The following is a 26670-nucleotide window of genomic DNA, read 5'->3' on the forward strand; positions in this document are numbered from 1 at the left end:
CTAATCTCATACTGGAATTTCATGAGTCGGAAAGTAAGGCAACACAAACTCTCCAAGCTCCTGGATGACTTCCTCGGGAGGGCGCTTTGAAAAGTACAATACAAATGCCAGGTGATTGACACCAATGGATTGAAATTGATATAGAATTTCTAATAACTGTTTGCGCCCTACACGAAATCCTAACGGAATCGGAACAGGAAACGTATCGGGATTTTCCGATAAATCGATAAATAAAGTCTGAGTGAAAGGTTTAAACACTCCTGGGGAGTGAATTTCCGACAACTCGCGATACTCGTTAATCAATTGAGTTTGTTGTGAGATAATCCTCGGGTACTGGATCCAGCCGTCCCCATTCTGGGCGATCCATTCAATCGATTGATTGCTGAATCCTGTCACCATGGTCGGAATCGAAGAAAAAGGTTTGGGGATCATTCTCATATCCGTTCCATCGATGATGCCTAAATCGCTGTTGATTGTCGGATTTTCCTCCTTTAACAGCCGTTCAAGGAATGCATATTTCTTTTTAAACAGCCCTCCACTTTCGAGCTTGGATATTCCCAAAGCTGTGAAATCTTTATCCCGGTCTCCTGAAGCCACTCCCATGATCAGGCGTTCGGGAAACAACCGGTCAATAGATGATGCTTCCTTTGCCACTCGGACAGGATGGCGCAGCGGGAGGACCACACTCGCCGTCCCAAGTGCAATATCCTTCGTATGGGCAGCAAGATAGGTCAAATAAATCCATACATCATACATTTGACCATTATCATCAATATTCAAATTCTGAATCGTAACATCCCGAAGCCACAATCCCGCGAAACCATGGTCTTCAATTTTGCGGGCAAGCGACAGCTGATTTTCCATAATCGGATATTTGGACATCTTTGCCGTCGGAATCGCGAAACCAAGCGTCATTTTATCCTTTTGGTACAACCTGTTAAATGCTCGATGCTGTAATAAACTCACTTCAATTCTCCTTAAATTTTTGTACCAATGTATTTTTCGAACTTTTTAATCGTCTCCTCATTACGGCGATAATACGTCCATTGTCCGATTCGCTTCATTTCAACCAGTCCGCTTTGCAGCAGAATCGATAAATACTGTGAAGTAGTGGATTGCGAAATCCCGGCCTTGCTTCGGATATCCCCTACGCAAACCCCGCCTTTAAATCCTTCATCAGCAATAATATGGGTTTGCGGTGAAAAATGACTGTCTGGATCTTTTAACATTTGAAGAATGCTCACCCTTGTCTGGTTCGACAATGCCTTAAAAATTTCAACGGCTTGTTCATCATTTAATCGTTCCAATGTCATTTGCCTCTTTCTATATCGATTATCACTATCCCAATGAAAGCTGAATAGAGGATCTGAAAGCATCATGCCAAATCGGTAATTCGCGATATTACTATCTTATCTATCTGGTCCTTCCAAATCAAATCATTTGTTTGGAAGGGAGATACCGTGAGAAGCTACCATTTAAAAAAGGTCACTAAAAAACCTGCAAATAGCAGGTTCGACTGTTCCGCAACTTAATCTTTGAACTAATTCCATTATTTTCAGCTTTATAGACTTCTCTATTTAATACACGGTCTGTAATATGGTTCCTGTATTCCTGATAATGGGCAGACTGAATATGGCGTTCCAGAGCTTCCTCAAGAAACCAATCGTAGAACGATTAATAAACGAACCAATAATAGAAATACGTTTAACTTCAAATTACAGGAGCCTTAGTAGTACAGAGAATCAACCAAATATTATACCAGATATAATTCCAATCAAAATGCTGTTCATTGGTAATAAATATCCTTTATCTAACTAACTCATTAATTGATATGATTCTTTTAAAAGAACTAAAAACTCTTTATTTAGTTCGTCTTCACTATAAAATCTAAAGTTATTGTGAAATCGGTTTTTTGAAACTTGTTCAATTTTAGTAATCTTCTCGTGTTCAATTTGATGGTTTGTTACTAAATTAAAATCTAACCATTTCTTTTTTGGATGAACTCCTCCGAAGGAAGATTTATTCAAAAGATGTATAGAAGTCTTTTTAAACTCAATTTTAAAAGGTCCAATCTCTTTCAATAAATCGAGTATTTTTGAATATATTTCATAAACATTAGATGCCTTATTTGAGAATAATTCATCTTCTGACATATCACCATCTCCTACATTCACTTTAACATATTAAATTTTATTACCTTTATTTTGCCTCCTTTTACATCATTTTACCATTTCTTTTTGTTTGTCTTTCCAGCTGTTTAATCTTAATCGCTTCCCACTTTATTTCTTCTAGGTAATGTACTCTTGTGCTCATAGAAAAACACCCTCCTAAGAATCATATTGTATAAATACGATTCAGGGGGTGTTTTTTCCTTGTATCATTTATCTGGGTCTCTCCAAATCATTAGTCGGCTGGTTTTATATTAGAAATCATTCATTCAAATTTTAGGCAATGTTTTATTTCTTGCTATTCCACACAACTGTATTATCTTCAATTATGGTTAAAGTACCACGCTGATTATTAAACTCATTTAATCGATTGGCAATGTCTAAACATTCTTGGATGCTAGTTTCAATTGCTTCACCAATCTCACTGATTACTGCTGGATGAATTGTAACCCGTTCAACTCTAAGTCTTTTATTAGAAGTAGTTAGTTTGATTTCTGCAATACAGCTTTGGCGGTTTTCTGGGAGCTTAGGAGGGAATTTAATGGTGCAGGAAGACATATCCAGCCCTACTCCTGAGTATTCGTAATGAGAAATGTAGTTTCCAAGACTGTAAAGCACAGGCACTTCTTTTTCATCTTTGCCTTTGAATGCTTCCATTCCATATGGAGCATGTGCATGGTGCCCAAGTATAATATCGACACCAGCATTGGCTGCACGCTGCGCAATGATTGGTTGATATTCGGCAATCACACCTTGATATGGAACACACCACTGAGGCGGTACACCCCAATGAAGAGCTAATATAACGAGATCTGCTTCCCTATTCGCCTCCTCAATCACTTTTTCAAGTAATTCTAGATCTTCCTCAAACGGTACTGATTTAATATACGGAGCTGTTCCAGGCTGCTCCAAATCAAGACTTGGTCCTAATTCATAGAAAGATGTAACCCTTACACCCGCTATACCTGGACGATTGTGCATGGCCTGGAATCCTGGTGACAGCGTAGTGGCCCATGATAGGAATGCAATTCTATGATCGCCTGCTTGAAAATATACAGGTTTGATGGCTTCTTCTAGATTCCGGCCTCCTCCAGCATAGCTTACGCCAATTCGATCCAATTCTTCTTGTGTTTGAAAAAGTCCCTCTTGGCCCCAGTCCATCGTGTGATTATTAGCAATTGAAACGGCTGTAGGATTCAACTCTTTCAGCCATTCCCCTGCTTCTATTGGCTGTTGCAATCGAAATTGCTTATCAGCGGGAGCACCCGGTGTATGCATGATTGGCGATTCCAGATTTCCAATTCGAATATCCGCAGCATCCCATACACCTCTAAATAATTCCTTTCCAACTTTCTGCGATAGAGTAATATCACCTACAGCAGCAATAGTGATTGATGACATATGGACAACCCCCAAAATTTATTTTAGAAAAATGGCCCCTAAATGAGCGGGCGTTTATATCCTCCATTGGCTATTTGGAATGTATCGGCGATACGATAAATGGTTGCTTCATCATGGTGACGCCCAATGAACTGAAGACCTACAGGTAAATTTTCAGATGCCGTAAGTCCGGCGGAAACCGTTATTGCAGGATTACCCGCAATGTTAAACGGAATGGTTCGTTGGAGATAATCATATGTTGTATCTTCAAATGATGGATCACGTTCCGTTGCAGGACTTGGTGAGGTTGGGCATACAAGTACATCGAAACGATCGAATAGACTGTCGATTTTTTCAGCAAACTTTCTTTTCTTAGCAAGTGCTTCTACATAACTTACAGCTGGTATCTTGAATCCTTCTGCCAAAACGATCTTGGTTCCTTCTGCGTAATCGTCTGCACGTTCTGGATACCACTTCTTATGATGGAAGGATCCTTCTGACATCAATATTGGAAGAGCGATTTCGCCTATGTTTGCAATTTCAGGTATTTCGATGTCCACGACTTCAGCACCTAATTCAGCAAGCTGATTAATCCCTGCATTCACCAGTTCTCTTACCTCTGGATGAATGCCAGATAAGTCGATTAAAGAACGGATAACTCCTACTTTCATACCTTTAATGGAACCGGTAAAAATAGAATTAAAGTTTACTGGGATAGAAGAAATACATTCTAATACAATCGCATTATCGCGAACGGTTCTCGTTAACGGCCCAATATGATCCAATGAATGGGATAAATGGAATAATCCCTCACGCGAAACTCTATCATAGGTAGGCTTTAAACCGACAACCCCACAAAATGAGGAGGGCAGGCGAATTGATCCCCCTGTATCGGTTCCAATCGAGGCGAACCCAATTCCGGCAGCTACGGATGATGCTGAACCCGTACTTGAGCCTCCGGAAGTTCTATTGACATCCCAAGGGTTATTACACTGACCATAATCGGAATGAACAGAACCATAAGCAAATTCAAGCATATTGTTTTTACCAAAAATAATTGCACCCGAAGATTGTAGCGCTGTATATAGATACGCATCCTCATCCGGAACATGGTTTTGTAATATTCTTGAGCCTAATGTCGTTTTGATTCCCCTAGTGTTAAAGATATCCTTAATTGATACAGGCACTCCGTACAATTTGCCGACAGCTTCTCCCTTAAGAAATACTGCTTCTGCTTCTTGAGCTTTCTTTAAGGCGGCTTCTGCCAACACTGTAATAAAAGCATTTAACTTAGGCTCGAGTTCATCCAAACGTTCCAAAGTTGCTTTGGTTACTTCAACCGGTGATACCTCCTTACGGCGATACAACGTTCCAATTTCATCGATCGTTTTAAATAGTAAATCTTTTGCACTTGTTATGGCGATGTAGGTTTCTCCTCCATTTGTCAGGCTGGTCTGGACGAGCCTTAAATGCTACATTCTTTCTCGTAAAAAGGAGTGTCAGCAAGCTCCTAACACTCCCAGCAGCAGACACTCTTAAGATAGTAATTCCCGGGCTTGTTGAATGGCCCAAATGACACGGTTTTGACCGCGAGTTAAATGAGTTTTTAAAACCTTATACTCATGAGTTCCTTCTTGTACCTGATTAAAGTTTAATGCAGGTGCAATGTCTGGCAGGGCTGGAACATTAAGAGCCGGATCATGCCAGAACTTCCCACGCTTTGTGAAGTTGATTGGAACCAAGATTCTAGCTAATTTTTCAATGACTTGATTTGCTTGTTGCACTACAGGGTTGCTAATTTCCAAACCTTTTAATGTGTTTGTTTTGTCATAGAATGCTAGTAAATCTTCGCGAAGTGCAGACACTTCATTTAATGCTAGCGTAAAATCAAAATTGGAGCCTGCTGCGTCCTGATAGGATTTAATCGTATTCTCAAACTCATCCGCGGTCTTCACAAAATTAAATGGATGAACAACGCTATTGGCTGCACGAAGCACCCCGGTAATATAGACTTTAATGTCCTTTACAAGGATATCTAAGTCAGCTACATGCATTAAATCTTCTTCTGTGTGCCATTCAATGTTTGCTCCACAGCCGCCTACAGGATAGTAGCCTTTTTCTTTTAGAAGCTCCTCTGGAATGCTGGAAGAAAGCATAAAGAAGGAAGTAATACCAATGTTGTTAAAAGAATAATCACCTGCACGAAGTGGTCTTGATCCTTTTGAAGGAAGATTGACAGCATCGGTAATAACATCTGTACAGAATTCATCGACTTCGCTCATCCACATCATATACTCATAAGAAGTTGCCCAGCGGCATCCGGGAGAGTCACAGTTCACCTGTGCAATACAATTTTTATCTAAATCTAATCCGAATTGGTCAACGAACCAGCTCGAACCGGCATATCTGCCCGTTGAATGACCTGTCCAAACTGCAATTCGCACACTTCTCTTTAACTTGTCGCGGTGCTTATAAAAAATCCGTGCCATTTCTAGTAATGCAGCATTCCCTGTAGCATTATCTCCGATTCCTTCATGCCAAGAATCTAAATGGCCATGTAGGAGAACATATTTTTCTGGTTCTTCTGTTCCTTCTATAAAAATATCGATTACTGGACATTCCATCCAGCCTTTTTCAAGATATGTCTTGAATTCAATCGTTACGCTTTCTTTTTCAATTAATGCTTTTAACTCATCGCCATCATTTTTATTGATTGCAAGGACCGGAATGGTTGGTTCGTTATTCATGTTTTCTAAATCCGGTGCTCCCCAGATTGGTGTACATATGCCCTCGTGAATGTTTTTGCCAGGGTTGATGAAAATCATCGCATTTACTCCCTTTTCGGCAAATTCCCTTACCTTTCCTGGCATCGCATACCCTTCAGTAAGGACGATTTTCCCTTGTAAATCTCCTAAATCGCCATCTACTGCCGTTCCGAAAATATCATTAATGCCTTTTGCATATCCAGTAGCTATGTAAACAAGCTCGCCACTGACTGAATCATAACCGGTTGCAATTGAAAAAGAAGGTGTTTTAACGCGAATTTCTTTTTCAAAGGGAGCTGTTACTTTTAGATAAGCCTTTTTTGGAACGCTTAAATATAATTCAGGGTGATGGACCTTATGAGGTACACCCCATTCTTGTAAATAATTCGTTAAGAAGTCAGCGGCAATTCTTTCATCTTCACTACCAGATTCACGAATTAACGTGCTGAATCTTTCCAGGACGGCTTTGGGAACCTCCATACTAATTTCATCAAGTAAGCTTTTCTCAAGAGCAATATTTGTAACAGTTGACATTGATTTTATCCCCTTTCTTGGATACATGGTTTCATATACTATTAATGCAAGTATTGTGCCAATTTACTAAATTTCAAAAGTCGTAGAAATAAAGAACTCACCTGCGACAAAGGTTACCTATTAGGGTCTAATAGGCTAAAAAAGGCTGTCCAATTAGGACAGCCTTTTCATTACTTTTTCGTTTTCACTTATGATTCTTTCCATTTCTTTCATGGTATTTATACCCATTTGGGTTATTTTGCTTCCCTGGCCTTTTGTTCCAGATTGAATAAATCCTAAATCCCTCAACGTTTCCATTCTGCGCCGAACTTGTTGATCCGTTAACATGACTCCCTTTTCTTTAGCATACGAAACAATTTTCCCTCGGCCTATGCTTTTCCGCTCCTGAATTGCTTCTAGTAAACTACATAGAATCGTATGAAAATCTATCAAATCTCCTTCTTTAGTCAGCTGCAAAAGGGTATCATCTATTTTTACAGTTGGACCAGTATGGCGAAATTGTTCTGGTAAATCAAAAAAAGTGATAAGGTTATTTTCCATCACTGTAATCATGTATTGGACAACACTTGCCAGTTCTCTTACGTTACCAGGCCAATCATAATTCACTAACTCATCCAAGACATCGTCCGATATAGCTGGAATGCTAGGACAATATTCTTCAAAAAAATGAGTGATTAATTCCGGAATATCCTCTTTCCGATCTCTAAGCGGTGGGACGCGCAGCGGCAATACAAATAACCGATAATAGAGATCCTCGCGAAAGCTTCCTTCTTCCACCATCTTTTTTAGGTCCTTATTTGTTGCGGCAATCACACGGACATTCACTGGGATAATGCTTCTACCCCCAACCCGCATCACTTGTTTCTCTTGTAAAACGCGTAAGAGCAGAGTTTGCAGGTTTTTAGGAGCGTCCCCTATTTCATCAAGGAAGATGGTACCATTATGTGCTAATTCAAAAAGTCCTTGTTTACCACCTTTTACTCCGCCAGTAAATGTCCCTTCTTCATATCCAAAAAGTTCACTTTCCGCTAATGATTCAGGTAGCCCAGCAAAATTCACGGGAATAAATGGGCCGTTATGACGGGATGATAGTTGATGAATAGAATGGGCAAACAATTCCTTTCCAGTTCCATTTTCCCCTAATATTAATACGGTCCGGTCTGTTTTAGCCAGCTTGTTAATAATATGCAAGATATCCTTCATTCGCTGACTTTTACCAATGATATCTGATATCGAATACCTTGAAGAAAACCCCTTTTTTTGTATCTTCTTTCTGATTTCCTGCTCCAAAGCCTGAATCCGTGTTACATCCTGAAAAGCCGTGACGTCTCCACTATTTTTTTGATCCACTACAATGGAACTATTATTGATAATTAATTTTCTTTCGTTAAAGGATATAACATGGTTTTTTTGCGATAAATCATCATTTATGTAGGAATCCAACTTCAATTTTGGAAGTATTTCTGAAACTTTCTTTCCAATGATCTCATTCTCTGAATGCTGCATACCGAGCATTGATTTTGCGGATCTGTTTATTTTTATAATCTTCTTTTCTGCATCTGTCGCAAGAATTCCATCATGTACAGTGTTTAAAATCGCATCTAATTGATGATTGAGATGGGCAACCTCTTTAAAGGAATGTGAAAGGTTTCTGCTTAATTTTATGATTTCTTGAATGTATCTGGCTGACTGAATATTGGCTCGATCGATATTGATGTTTAACTTAAGTGAAAGTTCAATGAGGGTTGAAAAATCTAATGGACGCAACCCGATATCGATCATTCTTTTTATCCCTTTTGGAACCATTTCAAGTGCCTCAGGAATAATGGCGACCTCTACTTTTTGATAAGTTTTGATTCCAGGGTAATAGGGATAGAACTTTAATTCAAAACCGAGGTTTTCCAAAATTTCGATCGTTTCAGAGGCAGTGGAGGATAAGTTATTCACTACAAGGCATTCAGTTCCTGCCGGCAAAGAGATTAATTCTTCTAGTCTTGCAATATTTATCGTCCTTCTAGCAATTAAGACTTTTTCTTCGGGGTACTGGTCGTCTTGAAGCTCTTTATTAGAGAGCAATATGATATCAACGTTTTCATAATCTTGACATTTCTCGCGTGATAAAATGGTCACTTTTCCATTAAAAAAGTCAGAAATTTGATTAAAAAACAATTTATATGTACGATTATCCTTCGTGACCGCTAAAATCTTAGGCAACCTATTCTCCCCCTAATTCAACCTATTATAAAGGATATTGTAAATTTTTTTGATTTTTTAGTCAATGAAGACTATTCAAAAAAATAAAAACAGCCAAGAGGCTGTTTTTACCATTACAATTTTTTTAACTTATCTTTATTACTATTTTTCCAAAATGCTTTCTCTCTTCCAACTCTCGCTGTGCCTCAGCAATTTCCTCGAAAGGATATACTTTATGAATAGTTGGATGTAATTTTCCGTTCCAAATCAGGTTCGTCACCTGCAAGAAATCTTCCCAATTCCCCATCGGTGCGCCTAGTATTTGACGGTGACGCTGATAAATTTCTCTTATGCTTAAATCAGGCGAATCACCAGCTGTTGCTCCAGATAGGACGATTTTCCCGCCCATCTCTAGGCAGCGCAAGCTTTTCCTTATGGTAGGAGCCCCTACAGCATCAAAAGCGGCACTGACCCCCTGTCCATTGGTCCATTCCATTACTTCTGCTTCCCAATCACCATTTGAATCAAACATGGCGACAGCGCCTTTTTTACGTGCTTTTTGACGTTTGTCCTCGGTACTCGCAATTCCGATTACAGTAGCGCCTGCTGCTGCTGCAATCTCCACCTGGGCTGATCCCAGACCTCCAGATGCCCCAACCACAAGGACCACGTCTGATGGTTTTACCTGGGCAACCGTCATAACGGCTCTCCATGCAGTAGTGTAAACAACTGGAGCAGCTGCAGCTACCTCAGATGGAATGTGAGCAGGTACAGGTATAATATTGCGTGCAGGGGCCACTACATATTCAGCCAAACCGCCCCAAAAATGTTCCCCCAATATTTGATAGTCATGGCACATACTTGGTTCTCCACGTCGGCAAAAGCGGCATTCATTACAACCGATAGCAGGATTGATGATAACTCTTTCTCCTATGGCAGGTCCGCCTTTCTGTCCAGGGAGCCCTTGCCCATAAAATTGAACAGTTCCGACAATATCTACACCCGATATATGCGGTAATGTGATTTCTGGGACCCCAGGTCCTTTTAAGCCCTCTCTTGCAAAAATGTCAAGGTGATTTAATGCAGTTGCCTCAACTTTAAGCAATACCTCTCCTGGCCCCGGCAAGGGAGTTGCGATTGATTCATACTTTAGTACTTCCGGTCCGCCATGTTCCCTGATGACAACAGCTGTCATGGTAGCAGGAACATGGTTAGGTTTTATGGTATTAATTGAATCGTTTTTTAACATGGTATCCCCTCCTTCCGCCTTATCCATTTCTTTCATTTAAAGAGGAGGCTTCTTGTAGCCGTCTGTAGATTGTTGGAAGGCATCACCTACACGATAAATGGTTTCTTCATCAAAGTATCGTCCAATGATTTGCAGCCCCACCGGCAGATTTTCTGAACCAGTATTTCCTGCTGACAGAGATAGAGCCGGATGTCCACTCATATTAAATGGAATCGTGCGCTGAGAAATATCGATATTTCCATCCTCAAAGGAAGGGTCCTTTTCAGTAGCTGGATATGGGACCGTTGGACAAATCAGCACATCCACCTGTTTTAATACTTGATCAACTGCTTTTGTGAACGCCTTTTTCTTCTCTAACGCTTCCAAATAGCTTACTGCTGTAACCTTATAGCCTTCTCTTAGGTTGGCATAGGTGTTTGGAGAATAATCTTTTTCCCTCGAATCAAACCATTTTTGATGATACGTCGAAGCTTCCGCAAGGACAATAGGCATGGCAGCTTCTTCGATTGATTCAATTCCTGGAATCTCTACATCGTAAAGCTGAGCACCTAATTCCTTAAGTTGCTGAATGGCAGATACCATTAACGCAGATACTTCCGGATTCATAATAGAATCGGTTAATGATCGGATGACGCCCACTTTTATCCCGCGAATCTCTCCCCAGGAATCGAAATTAAAGCGGCGGGAAGAAATGTGCTCCAGAACAATTGCATTATCTCGGACAGTCCTAGTTAGCGGCCCGATATGGTCTAAAGAATGAGATAAAGGGAACAACCCTTGTCGTGAAACCGTTTCATAGGTTGGCTTCAGCCCCACAATACCACAAAAGGAAGATGGAACGCGGATGAGCCTCCTGTATCCGTTCCGATTGAGGCATATCCAATCCCTACGGCAACTGACGCGCCTGACCCAGTACTGGATCCACCAGCTGTACGGCTTACATTCCACGGATTATTGCATTGACCATAATCTGGGTGTACGGACCCGTAAGCAAATTCAAGCATATTATTTTTCCCAATGATGATGGCACCATTATCCTGTAATGCACTATAAACAAAAGCATCTTCTTCTGGAACAAAGTCCTTCATAATTCTTGATCCAAGTGAAGTACGAATCCCTTTTGTCATAAAAATATCCTTCAATGATACAGGTATTCCTAATAACTTACTGGCATTTTCCCCTTTTATGAAAATCGCTTCAGCTTTTCTTGCTTTCGCCAAAGATTGCTCACCAAGGACCGTAACAAATGCATTTAGCCTTGGCTCCAATTCCTGTAAGCGGTCTAAAGTTGCTTCCGTAATCTCGACCGGAGATACCTCTTTTTTTCTATATAATGTACTGATTTCTTCAATTGACTTATAAAGCAATTGCTTCGTATCTGTTGAAGGCAATGCAATTTCCTCCTTTTTATCCTGCTATTGTGTTTCCAGACTCCGATGCTTGGACATCTTTAAAAAATGGTTGTAATGCTTGTTTTGACACCGGCTTCGTTAGTAAGCTGACAAACACCATTCCTAATAGACTTACCGGTACACTGATATAAACAGGATCCAATCCAAATGGGTTGCCAAGTGATAACCAAAGTATAGCGCTGCCTATTCCGCCAACCATGGAAGTAATAGCACCAGCTTTTGTTGCCCGTTTCCAGTACAACCCTAACAAAATAGAGACTGCGAAGGATGAACCAATCAGGGCAGCTGCATTAATCCAAATTTGCTGAATTAATGGCAGCGGGTTTAACGCAAACGGAATTGGTAAAATACCCATAATCAATACAACGATCCTGGTAATCTTTAATTGTTGTTTGTCGCTTAATTTTTTCTTCATTACCACTTTCATAATATCATGAGAGATGGAGCTTCCCAGCATCAATAAAACGGCACTGACAGTCGACTGAATCGCAGCTAAAATGGCAGCTAAAAGCAATCCACCCAATACTGGCGGCAATAGATCCATGGCGATTGTAGAGCTGGCTAAATCAGGTGAAGTTAAATTAGGATATAAAACTCTTGCACTAACCCCAAGGATGGCGATAGAAACCGCTACAATTGCCTGAAAAATAAAAGATATACCTACTGCACGGCGGATCGTTTTATTATCTTTTATTGAATAAAAACGAACAGCAATAATAGGATATCCGATCATCATGATAAAGAATGATAGAGCGACTGCCGTTAAAGCCGATGAAGGCATCCCGGTGGCAACAAGATTCGGATCAATCGAAGATAATGTTTCATTTAATTTACTAAAACCTCCTGCCTTTGATACAGCAAAAGGCACTGCAATGGCAAATCCTATAGCAAAGACAAGCATTTGAAGTACGTCTGTATAGGCAATGGCAAATAACCCGCCCATTACAGTGTAAGCAATAAATATACATGCAATAATTAATACTCCCCATGTAATAGGGATATCGAAAACAACATTTAATAAATACGATCCCCCAACTAATTCAGCTACTACTGTCATCCCGTAACAAACTAATAGAATAAGAACAGAAATCACTCGGATGGCATTACTTTCATAGCGGGTTCCTAATAGGTCGGGAATGGTTAAGGCCTTATTAGAATTAAAGAATGCTTTCATTTTAGGTGCAATAAAGATGGCCATGATGACCCATGAAGCCCAAATGGCTGGCCAAATCCAAGCAAAATTATAGCCTACTTGATAGTGGAAGCCCACCGTTCCAATGGCTGTACCGGCACTCATCTGAGTGGCTGCAAGCGTCATACCTCCAACCCAGACCCCTAATTTCCCGCCAGCCGCTAAGAAATCCATTTCATTTTGGATGCGAGATTTCATGTAATATCCAATCCCAATAACAGCGAGCATATAAGCGACAAGAACAGCGATAGCCATTATTTTTTCTCCTCCTTTTTAGTGATCGCTTCGGTGACAACAAAATAGGCGATAATGAAGACACCCATTGTGATCCAAATAAACCAATTAGATGCCGATAACCCCAAAAATGTACCCATTCTTCTCCAACCCCTTTTTGTAATTGTTTCTATATTCCGAAAAATCAGGATAAAATTTTGCTATTCCGTGACGTATTCTTTTGTTCCACAGAAATTTTTAGCAAGAACCGTTAAGATTTTTGTCGTTTGGATTAAATCCTCGATTTCCATGAACTCATCATAACCATGGAGATTATTGTTGTTTGTACCAGGGCCATAATTAATACCTGGGATTCCATTTTGAATAAACCAGCGTGTATCTGATTGCCCTAACATTCCTACTACAGGAATTGTGGTTCCTGATACCTCTTGAATGGCCGATTGCAATTCTTCAATTAGAGGTGAATTCGCTTCAGTTACGGTTGGATTGGTTTGAAAATCCGGCACTCGCTCTACCTGGATGTTCATCTCTGGATCTTCCATCTGAAGCCTTTCGATCATAGTAGATACCCGATTATAAATATCATCAAGGGTTTGTTCTGGAATCACCCGAAAGTCCACCTCAATCTCACAGGTCCCAGGGACAACATTCACCTTGGTTCCCCCATTGATAACTCCAACATTGACGGTTGTATAACTCATTCCCTCAACTTCTGAAGGTTCATTTTTTAATTGTTCTTGCAGGTTAGTTAATTCTAGTATGACTTTTGCCATTTTTTCAACGGCATTTATTCCCTTCCATTTGAAGGCTGCATGAGCAGGACGGCCTGTTGATTTAATTCTTAACTGAAGAACTCCAGCCATAGCGCGAACGATATGATTGCTGTAGCCTTCCACGACCACCATATCACCAGTAACTAATCCTTGACCAGTGACATAACCTGCTCCTAGAACACCGCCAGTTTCTTCATCACAAGTAGCTGCGATCACAATATCACCGTAAAAAGGAATTCCGGACTTCTTTAACGCCACAGCAGCCATAATATAAGCGGTTAATCGCCCTTTGGAGTCTGTTGCACCTCTTCCATATACCTTACCATTAGCAATGGCTCCTGAAAATGGCGGGTAGGTCCATTGTTCCAAGTCTCCTGCTGGAACCGTATCAATATGAGAGTTAAAAATTAAATTTTTCCCTCCTCCATTCCCCTTCATGACAGCAATAACATTTTTCCGAGGTGTTGGCAGATTTAATTTCCTCGTCTCTTCCTCAGGCACATTGACTACCTTTACCTCAAATCCTAACGATAATAGTTCCTTTTCTAGAAAGTTACAAATTTCCTCATAGTTTCCTGGTGGATTTTCACTAGGAATTTGAATCATTTTTTGCAATAGAGATACGATTTCATTACTCATCGAATCTACTACTTTTTCAATTGTTACATTCATGGTTGCACCCCTTTCTCTTTACAACAATATTAATGCAAGTTCTGTGCCAATCTGTTAACAAGGTTTTTAATATTATATATTCAAGTTTCGATAGGAATTAGGTTCATTTAGGTGAGGATACACGGCCTACTTTTTAACCTAAACGAACTTATATTTGTTTCAAATGACAATTAAAAAAGGGGAAGGAATAAATCCCCCCCTTGAACATTTACTTCACATCGTCAAAGAATGGTTGAAGCGCTTCTTTCGGCACAGGTTTCGTAACTAGACTGACAACAATAAATGAGATGAAGCTGACCATGACTCCAGGTATAACCTCATTAATCCCCAACGGATTACCTGCTAAATACCAGAACAATGCTGTGAAAAAGCCGCCGATCATCGAAACAATTGCACCCGCTGCTGTACCTCTTTTCCAGTTAAGGCCTAGAATTACCGTTGCAAAGAAAAAGCTCGCCGTTAAGGATGCCTGGAGAACGACTATGAATTGAACAATGTCTAACTGTCTTAAGGCCAAGAAAATTGGGATAATTCCTAGTACTAGTACCGCAATTCGGTTTACCTTCATTTTTTCACTGTCACTGGCGTTAGGCTTGATCATCGTGGCATAGAAATCATGTGAAAACGCGGAAGCAGATACCATCATAATGCCGGAAACTGTACTCATTATCGCTGAGAGGATTGCTAAAATAATCAAGGACCCCACAACTGGCGGAAGTATATTAATGGCCATGATGGTAGAAGCAATATCAGGTGTAGGCATATATGGGAAGAGTGCTCGAATGGCCATGCCTGCTGCTGCTACAGAAATACCAACAACTGCTTGGAAAATAAATGAAAAGCCGATTGCTAATTTAACGGTCTTCCTATCTCTTAATGTATACATTCTTGCTAACTCATATGGCGCTGCGGCCATTGCAAACCCAAAGGCTGCACCAAAACCAAGCAACTCCTTAAAACCGAAATGCCAGCTTAACATATTAGGACTAAATTCGGCTAAGAAATTCCCGACAAATTCTGTTCCACCTGCTTGATTAAAGAGCAAAGGAAGAGCAGCAAAAAAGCATCCTGCCATGATAATTGCCTGAACGAAATCACTGTAAGCAGTAGCTCTCATTCCGCCAATCATCGTATAAAGTAAAGTGATCCCAACGGTTATCATTGCTCCCCAAATGAACGGAATTCCGAATAGTGTCTGAAAAATATTTCCTCCTGCTTGGTACTGTGCAGTTAGGTAAACGGTATAGGCTACTAATATTAAAAGGGCTGATATTCCCCGAGCCGCTTTACTATTAAATCTAGTACCTACATAGTCAGGTACCGTTAACCCTTTAAAAGCTTGGAACTTAGGTCCGACCAGGGTAGCCGCAATTAACCAGCCGAACCAAAGACCAGCCCAAATCCAAAGGAAACTCCCGCCAGTTAAGTAATGAATACCAAGTGTTCCAACAAATGTACCTGCACTCATTTGTGTTGCTGCAAATGCTGCACCACCTACTAATGGCCCAATGGATCTCCCTGCTACCAAGAAATCCTCTGTTCCTTTGTTCTTGGTTCCCGACCAAATTCCGATACCAAGAATGACGGCAAAATATAAAACCAACACCACATAAAACGTCGTACTTACTTCGAACATTCGCGATCCCCTCCTTTTAGTTATTTTTCACTTTTAACAGCCCATAGGAAATATCCAGCAATCCAAACAACGGTATATAGGACAAAAAAGGTAAAGGGAGCACCAAGATTAAACATTTACTACTTCACCACCCTTACTTTTTCTTTCACTAATGATCCAAGCCAAAATAATTCCCAAGATGACAGCCAATCCGAAAAAGGTATATAGATTCGAGGTTGTAAATAACCCTGCAGGGGAAGAACCTGTTTCGAGATTTACGTAACTTGGAACGTTCATCATATCCTCTTTGACCATCCCCGAATCTCCAGAATCAATGATTGGGAATGATTCATGCAGATATTTCCCCTTTGGCAGATTGATATTTAATGAGACTACATTACCATCTCCAGCTGTATTAACAGCCGGTACGACAAATGGAATTTTCTTATTTCTCGTATCTGAAAATTGATAACTTACCGTATAGGTAAATTCTCCTTTACTGCCCTCAGGTAGAGATACTAGTACTCTATTAACAGAATTTCCTTCGTTTAACTCATAGGTAAGCTCTTGATCCTCTCCATTAATCACTAAATCTTCAAACCGTGCACCCCCGATTTTGGTTACGATATGCTCTAATGTTCCCTCAGGGATTGCTTCGGAGTTGGCAATCGTTATTTTTTCCGTTACTTTAATAACATGATCATACATAACTTCAAGGTTGGCGCTTTTTAAAACCGGCGTTGCTTCTTCTGCCGAAACGGTATTAATTGAAAGCAGCATCACGCCAAATAGCAACATGATTATTCTTTTCATTTCACTTTCCCCCTTCATTTCGCTTTTGATCGTTTCAAGAATCCTAGTATCTTTTCTTGACACCAAATTCTGTTAGTTATGAATAATCTGGAAACTAATTCTAAAAAATTAAATACTAATTTCTTTCTCTGATTCTATGACTTGATGATTTTCAAGCTCACCGAAAGTGAACATAATTCGAATGAGACAAGCAATAAAACTGACAATCCAGATTATTTGGAAACTCCCGAACGTATCATAGAGCATACCAAATACATATCCAGAAATCGCTGATCCTAATTGACCAACCGTGTTCATGATACTAATAAGCGATCCCGCGCTACTAATATGAACCATTTCAGTGGCGAGAGTCAGCATCGGGGCTAAAGACCATGAAATAGCGATGCCAATCACAAAAGCTGTACAATATATCCCCGTGTCGTTTAGGAATATCAACCATAAACAACATCCTGCCGCTAAGATCGAACCGATGATGAGAGTTGATTTTCTTTGCCCTACTATATCAGAAAGTTTACCTGAAAGAGGGGCTCCGATGATTTGAGCGATCATCATAATGGCCATGATCAGACCGGTCTCTTGCTTCGTATATCCCATAGCCGCTTCCAAATAGGTGGGCATCCAGGCCAGAAAGCCATAAAGTCCAAATAAGCCAAAAAAGGAAATTCCCAAAAGACGGTGGATTTTTTTATCTTTAAACAAATTCAAGAAAACCCTAGGCTGGACTTCTTTCTTTCCCTGTATTTCTGATATGTTTTTACCCTTTGGCACCTTTAGGAATAGCAGCAATGTTGGCAAAAGGAGAATAGATAACATAAGAAATAATGTGTTCAATTCTACATAGATTGATAGAATCGGAAAAACAGTTAAAGTTAATAACGATCCAGCAGCTGCGGCACCTTCTAGTATGCCAATGCTTAATCCCCGTTTTTCTTTAGGGCTATGGATTGAAATTAGTTTTATCGCTGGAGAAAAGATCATGGCTGCTGAAGCCCCCATAATAAACCTTAAAATAAGAGCCAGATAAAGTGAATGCGTCATTGAAAAGATCATCGATGAAATCATCATTAGAGACAATCCCAGCACGATTAAGGATACAGGTGAATATCGGTCTGCAAGAGTTCCTGCAGGAATTTGGAAAATTGCGTATCCAAGCAAAAAGGAAGATAAAAGCCCTCCTACTTGAGTAAATCCTACATGATACATATCTTTTAGATCGACCAGAAAAGGAACGACTTCCATTCGATGAGATAGAGCTAAAAAATGAATAAAACTGACGAAACAGACCATGAACCATTGAAATTTATTCAAGGTACTACTCCTCCATAATCTCATCGAAAATATCTTCCATCCCGAATCCAATACCCTTCGGTATATCCATCACTCCCTTAATCTCTACCACTCCAAAAGGGTCGTCCTTTAAATAATAAGGACCAACCATTTCATGTGAGTAGTTCCCAGGTAAAATAGTGGAAAGATGGAGACTTGCATAGGTTCCAAGCAGAGTATCCCATGGACTGATTAACACACATTGAAGACCTATTGCCTCTGAAAATTGCGCGATTTGAACAGCTGGTGTGATACCGCCGCATTTGATTAGCTTAATACCGATCAGGTCGATGGCTTCCTTTTTTGCAAGCTCATAGACATCCTTTAACGTATGGGCACTCTCGTCGGCCATGATTGGAATAGATGTTGCACTTCTAATTTGTCTTAATCCATCATGATCCCATCCGGGGACTGGTTGTTCAATGTAATCAATCTTATATGGTTCGATTTCTTTAATCACCTGGACGGCCGTTTTCACTTTATATCCCTGATTTGCATCAATTCTTAAATGAATGGCTGGACCTATTGCCTGTCGAATTTGAGAAATGGCTTCGATATCTTTTCGAAAGTCGCTGCCAATTTTAATTTTCAGCGTATCAAAACCAGCTTCCGCCATTTCTTTTGCAGCTCTTGCCATTTCCTCTGGGAATTCATCCCCTAATACGTAGGCCACTCTGACAGGCTGTTTCCTTTCACCACCTAAAAGCTCATATACGGGAGTTTTCAACCTTTTTCCTTGAACATCCCATAAAGCCATATCAATAGCCGACTTTGCACCAGTTGCATTCCCGAGAATGATTCCCATTGAACGGTGTATTTCTCTTAACGCATAAACCGGTTTTCCAATAATGGCAGGGCCAAGTTTTTTTTCCACTAAGACCTTCATTGTTTCAACAGTCTCTCCAGTGAAAAAAGGTAATTCGGATGCTTCCCCAAGACCTGTCAATCCTGTGTTGGTGGTGATTCGAACAATAAGATGGGATTGATATGGAGGCATTTTCCCATATGTCATTTTAAAAGGGACATTAAAGGGTGTTCGTACGATCTTTGCCTCTACCTTAGTAATGTACAAAATGCTCCCTCCTTCCTCAGAAATGGAAAATGTAAAATCATGATCTTTTATTTTGGTGCATTAGGTTGTTTTAGGGTTGATTAGACTTTTTCAATACCCTTTTTCGTGAATAAGGGTATTCCATTATTGGACGATTTTGTTTTTCTTCACAAGCAAGCCTTTAGAAGAAGTAACCGTTCCTGTTGAAATCTTCGGCGGTGTAAGATAGGCAAGCTTGGAGTGTGATAGCCCTGCTCCAACCAATGCTTCCGCCATCTTTAATGAGGTTTTGCCAGGATTGATAACAGGCACACCTAGTGCTTTAGACATTTCTTCTGCAACATTAAGGAAGCCCATTGACATACAGCCTAATACCAACGTATCTGCCCGGTCTTCCTGAATCGCTTTTTTTCCCTCTTCAATTAGCTTTTGGATCGTTCTTTCACGATCGTTGGCAAGTTCGAGAACAGGTGTATTTATGGCACGCACGGAAGCTAGCTTCTTACCAACCCCTGCTTTTTCCACTAGGTGATGCAGTGGATTTATAATGCTATTTGTAACGGTTATGATTGAAAACCGGTAACCACACATTGCTGCTGCCATTACACCCGCTTCACCAGGTCCCACTACCACCATTTTTCCCGTTACTTCTCTAACTGCGTCCAAACCTGGGTCTCCATAACAACCTAAAATGGCTGCATCATACCCTTTTTTCTCCATCTCCAACATAAGATCTACAGTATTCGGTATACTTAGGTATTCCTCATAAAGAGATTCAATGGACGCGGGGCCTTCATCTACATCGACGATATCAACATGTGTACCAGGCGCTGCACAGGAGCGCAGGATTTCTAATCTTCTCTCCATTTCTTGACGTCCTGGTTCCGTCCTACTTATCGGTCCTGGCAGTACATAAACTATTTTCATAGTCATTCCTCCTTTTTCGTTTTCGTTAGTAATACCTGCAAGTTCTATGCCAGTTTTAGGACATCAAGTTCGATTGGCATAAAAATTGCATTTTAATTTAATGAACAGTACAATTACAAAGGTTGTGAAGCACATGAAACAAGATCTCAATTTCTATATCAAGGAAAAAACAAGCCAATTCTGGAAGGCTACTATAGCACTAAGTTTCGGTTCTTTCCTCGTATTTTCAAATTTACATTTTACACAGCCGTTACTTCCGTTAATTTCCAGAGAATTTGAAGTTTCTCCTGCAATGGCAAGTTTAACCGTTTCGCTTGTAACATTGTCATTGAGTTTGTTTTTATTAATAGTTGGCCCTTTTTCTGACCATATCGGCCGAAAAAACTTAATGTCTTTCGGGCTTTTGTCATCATCTTTATTTTCCCTTGCGATCTTTTTTGTTACCGACTTCTGGTTCCTTCTATTTTTACGAACACTCCAAGGGGTCACATTAGCTTGTTTGCCGGCTATTGCTTATGCCTACATTGCAGAAGAATTTGAAAAAAAAGCCATAGGAGTTGCAATCGGTCTTTATATTAGCGGAAACACAATTGGGGGAATGGGCGGGAGAATCATCGGTGGATTCACGTCTGATTTATGGGGATGGCGATACGCCTATCTAACAATGGGGTTGATAGGTATTTTCTGTTTTCTGTTATTTGTTTTTTATTTACCTAAATCAAAACATTTTTCCCCCAACTCTTTGGAGCTTAAGGAAGTTTTAGGGCATCTTATTATCCATCTAAAGAATCACGAACTAAGATCGGCGTATTATGTTGCTGGAATCATCTTTTTTATTTTCATGGGGTTGTTTAATTATTTATCCTACCATCTGCACGGGGCACCGTATCATTTATCTTCCAGCATAATCGGTCTATTATTTCTATCCTACCTTGCTGGAACATTTAGCTCGACATTTTCCGGGAAACTGGATGCCGTTATGAGTATTCCTAATCGGATGTGTGCAGGTCTCCTCATTATGTTAGTCGGTGTTTTGCTAACGCTTTTTAGTTCGCTTTTAATGATCTTAATCGGTCTTATCATTGTCTGTTTTGGTTTTTTCTTCGTACATGCAGCTGCAACAAACTGGGTAAGTATCCTGGCAAAAGAGGCAAAAGGAAGTGCCTCCTCTCTCTACTTATTTTTCTATTATGCAGGAGGCAGCTTGGGGAGTTATGTCTTAGGGTTTGTTTGGGAGTATTTTGGGTGGTATGCGATTGTAACGGTAACCATCTTGTTACTATTGGTGGGTTTAAAAATAACCCTTGGAATGGTCGCCGTACAAAAGAATGAAAAGTTAAAAATCACTTTGTAAAAGGGAGAAATGGATCGACCATTCTCCCTTTTTTTATACAATATTTAGTTATTTATTTGCTCAACAGCGAGTTTAATGGTCCGGATTGCTTCTAATAGGGCATAGTTTACTTTATTGAGATTGCGTTTTAATTCGGTTAGAACTAAATGATATTGATGACTTCCTACCTCTAAGTCTGCTAATTTCTCACAATTCGCTAGTAACGGGATTGGAGGCTGCTTTAATGCTGTATCATGGTTGAATATGTCCCCTTTTACATAATTAAGGGGAACTAAAATATTGGAAAGGTGTTTTAATGTTTTGTTAGCATGAGTAACTTGTGGCTCTGTAGGTGTCGTTTTTAGCAAACTGCCAAACTGTGTTAAGTTATTTTTCAATTCCTCGATCCGGTTATTTGTAATGCTAAAATTCAGGTGGCCATTTGTTTTGCTTTGATAGTCCTTTATGCATGTTTCCAATTCTTCGACCGCTGCCAATTGGTTAACAGGCAAAATCTCAGTAGTACATGCTTCATACACGATAGATAAATAAATTTTGCAATCACGGGCAAGATTTTCTGGAGAAATCTTGTCAAGTGTATCTTCTGTTGTATGCCACCACCAGCCAAATCCGCCGGCTTTTCCTGCTCCAAATAATTGAGAAAACGCTTCTGATGCTGGATTATTGGACTGAGGCTGTTCAGATAACCCCATAAAAAGTGACGGAACACCAGGGCCCCAGAAGGATTGATCCCCTGCTCTTCCAAATCGTGATCCTTCAAACTCATCTCCGGTTAGTTCCTTAATAGACCGTTTAGCAAGATCCCTAGTCTCAGCCATACAATTAGCCTCTGTTAATATCGTTGCTCCTTTGCCGCCAACTGAATCAATATTAATATGAAGAACACAATTTTCGTGAAGGTCTTCCCAATGTTCATCACAATACAAAGCAGAACCTGCATAACGGCCATGCGAGTGGCCAGACCAGAAGGCAAGCTTTAAGCTGCGACGAAGATTGTCTTTATTTAGGGCAAGTATTCGTGCAACTTCCAACATCGTTGCATTTGCTGTTCCATTATCCATTACCCCATAATGCCATGAATCAATATGGCCGCTAAATAATACAAAATGATCATTCTCGTCATTACCTGGAATCTCAGCAGTTAAAGTGGGAATTTTTCTCCATCCAGTATCAACCTTAGTTTTTAGCCATCCTTGACAATTGGTGTGATTTTTTACAATACTTTTCATCTTTTGTCCATCATGAAAATTGACCGATACAACTGGAATCTTTGGCAAATTGTCATAAGTATGAGGTGTTGGGTTTCCCCATACTGGTGAAACGATCATTTCATGCGTATATTCAGCATTTATAAAGATAATTGCTTTTGCTCCTGCTTGCTGAGCTTGAAGTACCGCTCCTGGAATAGCGAGACCATCTAGCAGGACTATTTTTTCGCTAACTGGATTTTTTTGATAGTCTACACTTACTGACTTACCTGAATACACAATTTCCCCTTCTAACCCTGTTTCATCCGTAGAAACGGCCATTGAATGAGTAATGGCAGGAAAGCTTTGACGGTTAACCTTTAGCTCCGTTTTTCCTGGAAGACTAATGTAAGCATCATTAAATGTTAACTCTGTTGTTAAGCCAAATTCTTCAAGCTTTGATTTTGCATAATAAAAGGCACGGAGCTCTTCCTCCGTTCCTGATAGACGAATTTCTGAAGCAACGTTTTGAGTATATTCCATTAATAGATCCTGATTTACTTCCTCAAGCATTTGGCTTTTAATAGATTCTAAATTGACCTTCATCAAAAATCCCCCTATTGGTAAATTGCTAACTCCTTGATCAACAAAGCTAATAATGCACTTCTTTTCGGCATTTGAGAAATAATGATATGTTCATTAAGAGCATGTGCCCCGTCACCAACTGCACCTAATCCATCCAGGGTTGGAGCAAACGGTGCTGTAAAGTTCCCGTCACTACCTCCACCTGTTTCTTTCTCTTCCAATTTAAAACCCAAATTTTCCTGGGCCACTTTCTTTGCCATGTTAAAAAGTGAAATAACTTGATCTGTTCGTTCAAATGGCGGTCGATTAATACCGCCGGCTACACTAACTTCAACACCAGTGGTACTTGGCTTAAGATTTTTGATGATTGGTATGATCCGGTCAAATTCTGCTTTCGTTTTTACACGTAAATCGATATCTGCTTCCGCTTCTGCTGCAATCACATTCACGGTTGTTCCACCTGTGATTTTGCCTACATTGACGGTGGTTCCTTTGCTATAATCAGTTAATTCATGTAAATAAGTTACTTGTTTGCTTAATTCAAGAATAGCGCTTATTCCTTTTTCAGGTTCCACTCCGGCATGAGCTGCTCTACCTTTAACATTTAGTTTGAATATTCCTACACCTTTTCTAGCAGTCTTTAATGCGCCTTGCCTCGATATTGCTGGTTCTAATACCAACACGTATTTACTTTTTTTTGCTTCTTCTTCTATTAGTTTTTGAGAGGATGGGCTTCCCAACTCTTCATCAGATGTACATAGAAAAACGACCTTTTTGTTTAATTGTGCATTTGTTTCTTTTAGTGCCCACAGTGCATATAACCCCTGGACAATACCGCCTTTCATATCAAAGACTCCTGGTCCATAGGCAATATCTCCTTCAGTTTTAAAAGGGATTTTTTCCAGAATATCCCCTTTTTGCCAAACCGTATCATAGTGTGCCAGAAGCAGAATTTGTTCGTCGCCATGTCCAAATTCCCCTCTGACATGATTACCAAAAAGCTCATTTTGAATAATGGATGATTTCCCAGAAGTTAATTCTTCAAATAATTCAGCAATGAAAATCGCCAGTTCATCAGCTAATTCTTTATCACGAGTAGGTGATTCTTTTTCTACTATTTGTTTTAATGTCTCAAGCATCTCTGCTTGATTTTCCTTTAGAATTTCGACGAGCTCGTTCATAGTAGCCCCCTTTTCTGATTCTAATTACTGAGAAGATTGTGAACCAACTTCCCAATCATAGCTCTGCTTAAAGATTTCCAAAATCAACGAAGACTCTATCGATTCAATACCATCGATTGGGCTAATGCCATTCTTCATAACCCGATAAAGTTCCTCATTCGAGGACGTAATTACTTCCACATATAAGTCATAGACACCCGTTGCGGCTGCTACAAAGCGGACCTCTGGAATCGCAACTAGTTTTTTTATAACATGGTCTAATTTCTGATGACGCACCTTCATTCCAAAGATGGTCACACTAGGACTTCCTGTCTTAAATGGATTGACTACACCTACAATTTTAAGAATTTGGTTTTCTATCAGTCTTTGAACTCTGTTTCTTACGGTCCCGACAGTAACACCTAGTTCCTCTGAAATGTCAGTATAGGAAGTTCTACCATCCGTTTGTAACCTTTTAATGATGTCGAAATCTAGTTCATCCAAATTCAGTGGGGCTTCTTCAACCTTTTTAATGGAACTCAGCCTCCTTTAAAAATTCAAAATTTTCATTTAATTACATAATAAATTATAAATTTTTCAATATCAATTATTATTTTTTCATTATTTTCAAAAAAATCAACTCCAAGATATAGAGCCGATTTACTACTTCCGAATGTTTTAAGGGGTATCTTCATTTGGTTTCATTGACCATTTTAATTGTTTTACCACCTATATCAACACCAACTAACCATTTTTCTTCCATAACTATTCACTCTCTTCCCCATTAATTTCTTTCCATAAAAACACCTGAAATCTAATTACGATATATAAGATTCTTTATTTATTTCTACAAAAGAGGCTCCTCAATTGAGAAGCCTCTTTTTATATATTTTATTTTACAGCTACTGCTGTTTTTTCAATATTTACCCATTGACCTTTTTCAGCTGATTCAAGGATTGCATCTGCGATTAATTCAATTTGGTAGCCATCATTGAAGTTTGGAGAAAACTCTTTATCTTCAGCAATTGCTTTAAACAAATCATATGTTTCAATGATTTTTGTTTCGCCGTAACCAATACCTAGAGCAGGGATTGGCCATAATCCTTCACCATATGGAGTGGCAGGTCCTGTATAAACCGTTCTAAAGCCTTTTGCATCGCTTGGATCATCAGCAAAGCAAACTTGAAGCTCGTCACGGCGCTCATAGTTAAAGTATAGAGAACCTTTTTCACCGTGAATTTCAAAGGTTAGGAAGTTGTTACGCCCCCATGCATTACGTGTTGCTTCAATTGTTCCAATAGCACCATTATCAAACTTAACCATGGTAATCACTTCATCGTCTACATCGACTTGCGCTTTTGGTACATCACTTCCACCGGTTTTCACAGTACCTAGTTTATCAATACCGCCAGTTTGAACCGGTCTTTCTGGAATCCATGTTCTTGTCATCGCATTTACATCTGTAATTTCACCAACAAGGTAACGGGCAAAATCAACTACGTGTGTTCCGATATCACCTAGAGCGCCAGACCCAGCAATTTTCTTCTGGAAGCGCCATGATAATGGAGAATTGGGATCCGCTGACCAGTCTTGCAGGTATGTTCCTCGGAAGCTGAGAATGTTTCCAATTCTTCCTTCTTCAATATATTTTTTCGCAAGAGCAACAGCTGGTGTTCTTCTGTAGTTGAAGGCAACCGCATGCTTAACTCCTGCAACTTGTACGGCTTCCAGCATTTCCTTGGCTTGTTCAGCACCTAATGCCAATGGTTTTTCGCAGATAATATGTTTACCAGCTTTTGCTGCTGCAATTGCAATTTCAGCATGCGAATTATTTGGAGTAACAATATCAATAACATCAATTTCGGGATCGTTAACGACAGCTCTCCAATCTGTCGAATAATTGTCAAATCCTAACCTTGCTGCTGCGTCTTTTGCTAATTGTTCGTTAACATCTACTACTGTATGACGGTGAGGGATTGCTGGTGCTGGCCAGAAAAACATTGGCATTCCTGCATAGGCAAGTGAATGCGCCTTTCCCATAAATCCACCGCCGATCATGCCTACGTTTAATTTTTTCATT

The 26670-nt window shown here is 39.9% G+C and carries 20 protein-coding genes and 1 pseudogene; 1 reads left to right on the plus strand and 20 read right to left on the minus strand.

The genetic code is table 11. The features are described 5' to 3' along the window. Positions 1-6 precede the first annotated feature (6 nt). The 16 genes and pseudogenes from ACN6MT_RS23800 to ACN6MT_RS23875 all read right to left on the minus strand — a co-directional run bounded on the left by ACN6MT_RS23800 (position 7) and on the right by ACN6MT_RS23875 (position 20304). Positions 7-966 (minus strand): TIGR03571 family LLM class oxidoreductase, encoded by a 960-nt coding sequence (locus ACN6MT_RS23800; protein WP_419888352.1) that lies wholly within the window; start codon positions 964-966, stop codon positions 7-9. Between the two features lie 11 nt (positions 967-977). Further along, entirely contained in the window at positions 978-1229 is a 252-nt protein-coding gene (locus tag ACN6MT_RS23805; protein ID WP_419956522.1) for an ArsR/SmtB family transcription factor, read from the minus strand. A gap of 585 nt (positions 1230-1814) precedes the next feature. Further along, positions 1815-2153, minus strand: a complete 339-nt coding sequence (locus ACN6MT_RS23810; RefSeq protein ID WP_419888353.1) for a DUF5655 domain-containing protein — start codon at positions 2151-2153, stop codon at positions 1815-1817. A gap of 303 nt (positions 2154-2456) precedes the next feature. Beyond that, positions 2457-3569 carry a CapA family protein gene (locus ACN6MT_RS23815; protein WP_419888354.1) on the minus strand — a complete coding sequence of 371 codons (1113 nt, stop codon included), beginning with the start codon at positions 3567-3569 and terminating at the stop codon, positions 2457-2459. 38 nt (positions 3570-3607) lie between these two features. After that, positions 3608-4915, minus strand: coding sequence for an amidase (locus tag ACN6MT_RS23820; protein ID WP_419888355.1), 1308 nt, complete (start codon positions 4913-4915; stop codon positions 3608-3610). Between the two features lie 168 nt (positions 4916-5083). Then, complete coding sequence (locus ACN6MT_RS23825; RefSeq protein ID WP_419888356.1) at positions 5084-6847, minus strand: M28 family peptidase; 1764 nt, start codon at positions 6845-6847, stop codon at positions 5084-5086. 153 nt (positions 6848-7000) lie between these two features. Continuing rightward, positions 7001-9061 (minus strand): sigma-54 interaction domain-containing protein, encoded by a 2061-nt coding sequence (locus ACN6MT_RS23830; RefSeq protein ID WP_419888357.1) that lies wholly within the window; start codon positions 9059-9061, stop codon positions 7001-7003. 124 nt (positions 9062-9185) lie between these two features. Further along, entirely contained in the window at positions 9186-10289 is a 1104-nt protein-coding gene (locus ACN6MT_RS23835; RefSeq protein ID WP_419888358.1) for a zinc-binding dehydrogenase, read from the minus strand. A 36-nt stretch (positions 10290-10325) separates the two neighbouring features. Continuing rightward, positions 10326-11680 (minus strand): annotated as a pseudogene (locus tag ACN6MT_RS23840) (amidase). 16 nt (positions 11681-11696) lie between these two features. After that, on the minus strand, positions 11697-13148 hold the full coding sequence (locus ACN6MT_RS23845; RefSeq protein ID WP_419888359.1) for a sodium:solute symporter family protein: 1452 nt from the start codon (positions 13146-13148) through the stop codon (positions 11697-11699). Between the two features lie 179 nt (positions 13149-13327). Then, positions 13328-14572 (minus strand): M20 family metallopeptidase, encoded by a 1245-nt coding sequence (locus ACN6MT_RS23850; RefSeq protein WP_419888360.1) that lies wholly within the window; start codon positions 14570-14572, stop codon positions 13328-13330. A 208-nt stretch (positions 14573-14780) separates the two neighbouring features. Further along, entirely contained in the window at positions 14781-16208 is a 1428-nt protein-coding gene (locus ACN6MT_RS23855) for a sodium:solute symporter family protein (RefSeq protein WP_419888361.1), read from the minus strand. 108 nt (positions 16209-16316) lie between these two features. Further along, on the minus strand, positions 16317-17000 hold the full coding sequence (locus ACN6MT_RS23860; protein ID WP_419888362.1) for a hypothetical protein: 684 nt from the start codon (positions 16998-17000) through the stop codon (positions 16317-16319). Between the two features lie 108 nt (positions 17001-17108). Beyond that, positions 17109-18308: an MFS transporter gene (locus tag ACN6MT_RS23865; protein WP_419888363.1), complete on the minus strand. Its 1200-nt coding sequence runs from the start codon at positions 18306-18308 to the stop codon at positions 17109-17111. A 4-nt stretch (positions 18309-18312) separates the two neighbouring features. After that, positions 18313-19398, minus strand: a complete 1086-nt coding sequence (locus ACN6MT_RS23870) for a mandelate racemase/muconate lactonizing enzyme family protein (RefSeq protein WP_419888364.1) — start codon at positions 19396-19398, stop codon at positions 18313-18315. Positions 19399-19521: 123 nt separating this feature from the next. After that, positions 19522-20304: an aspartate/glutamate racemase family protein gene (locus tag ACN6MT_RS23875; protein WP_419888365.1), complete on the minus strand. Its 783-nt coding sequence runs from the start codon at positions 20302-20304 to the stop codon at positions 19522-19524. Positions 20305-20437: 133 nt separating this feature from the next. On the opposite strand from ACN6MT_RS23875, the gene ACN6MT_RS23880 reads away from it, so the two are divergent. Further along, positions 20438-21658 (plus strand): MFS transporter, encoded by a 1221-nt coding sequence (locus ACN6MT_RS23880; RefSeq protein WP_419888366.1) that lies wholly within the window; start codon positions 20438-20440, stop codon positions 21656-21658. Between the two features lie 44 nt (positions 21659-21702). Here ACN6MT_RS23880 and ACN6MT_RS23885 read toward each other — a convergent pair whose 3' ends face one another. The 4 genes from ACN6MT_RS23885 to ACN6MT_RS23900 form a co-directional block, all read right to left on the minus strand. Further along, positions 21703-23451: a M28 family peptidase gene (locus tag ACN6MT_RS23885; RefSeq protein ID WP_419888367.1), complete on the minus strand. Its 1749-nt coding sequence runs from the start codon at positions 23449-23451 to the stop codon at positions 21703-21705. Positions 23452-23462: 11 nt separating this feature from the next. Continuing rightward, entirely contained in the window at positions 23463-24611 is a 1149-nt protein-coding gene (locus tag ACN6MT_RS23890; RefSeq protein WP_419888368.1) for a M20 family metallopeptidase, read from the minus strand. Positions 24612-24635: 24 nt separating this feature from the next. Beyond that, entirely contained in the window at positions 24636-25094 is a 459-nt protein-coding gene (locus tag ACN6MT_RS23895) for an Lrp/AsnC family transcriptional regulator (protein ID WP_419888369.1), read from the minus strand. Between the two features lie 387 nt (positions 25095-25481). Then, the gene (locus ACN6MT_RS23900; RefSeq protein WP_419888370.1) at positions 25482-26669 is read right to left on the minus strand and encodes a Gfo/Idh/MocA family protein; all 1188 of its coding nucleotides are present in this window, start codon (positions 26667-26669) and stop codon (positions 25482-25484) included. Between the last annotated feature and the right edge of the window lies 1 nt (position 26670).

Source organism: Neobacillus niacini (assembly GCF_048572935.1).
Classification (GTDB): Bacteria; Bacillota; Bacilli; order Bacillales; family Cytobacillaceae; genus Neobacillus; species Neobacillus niacini.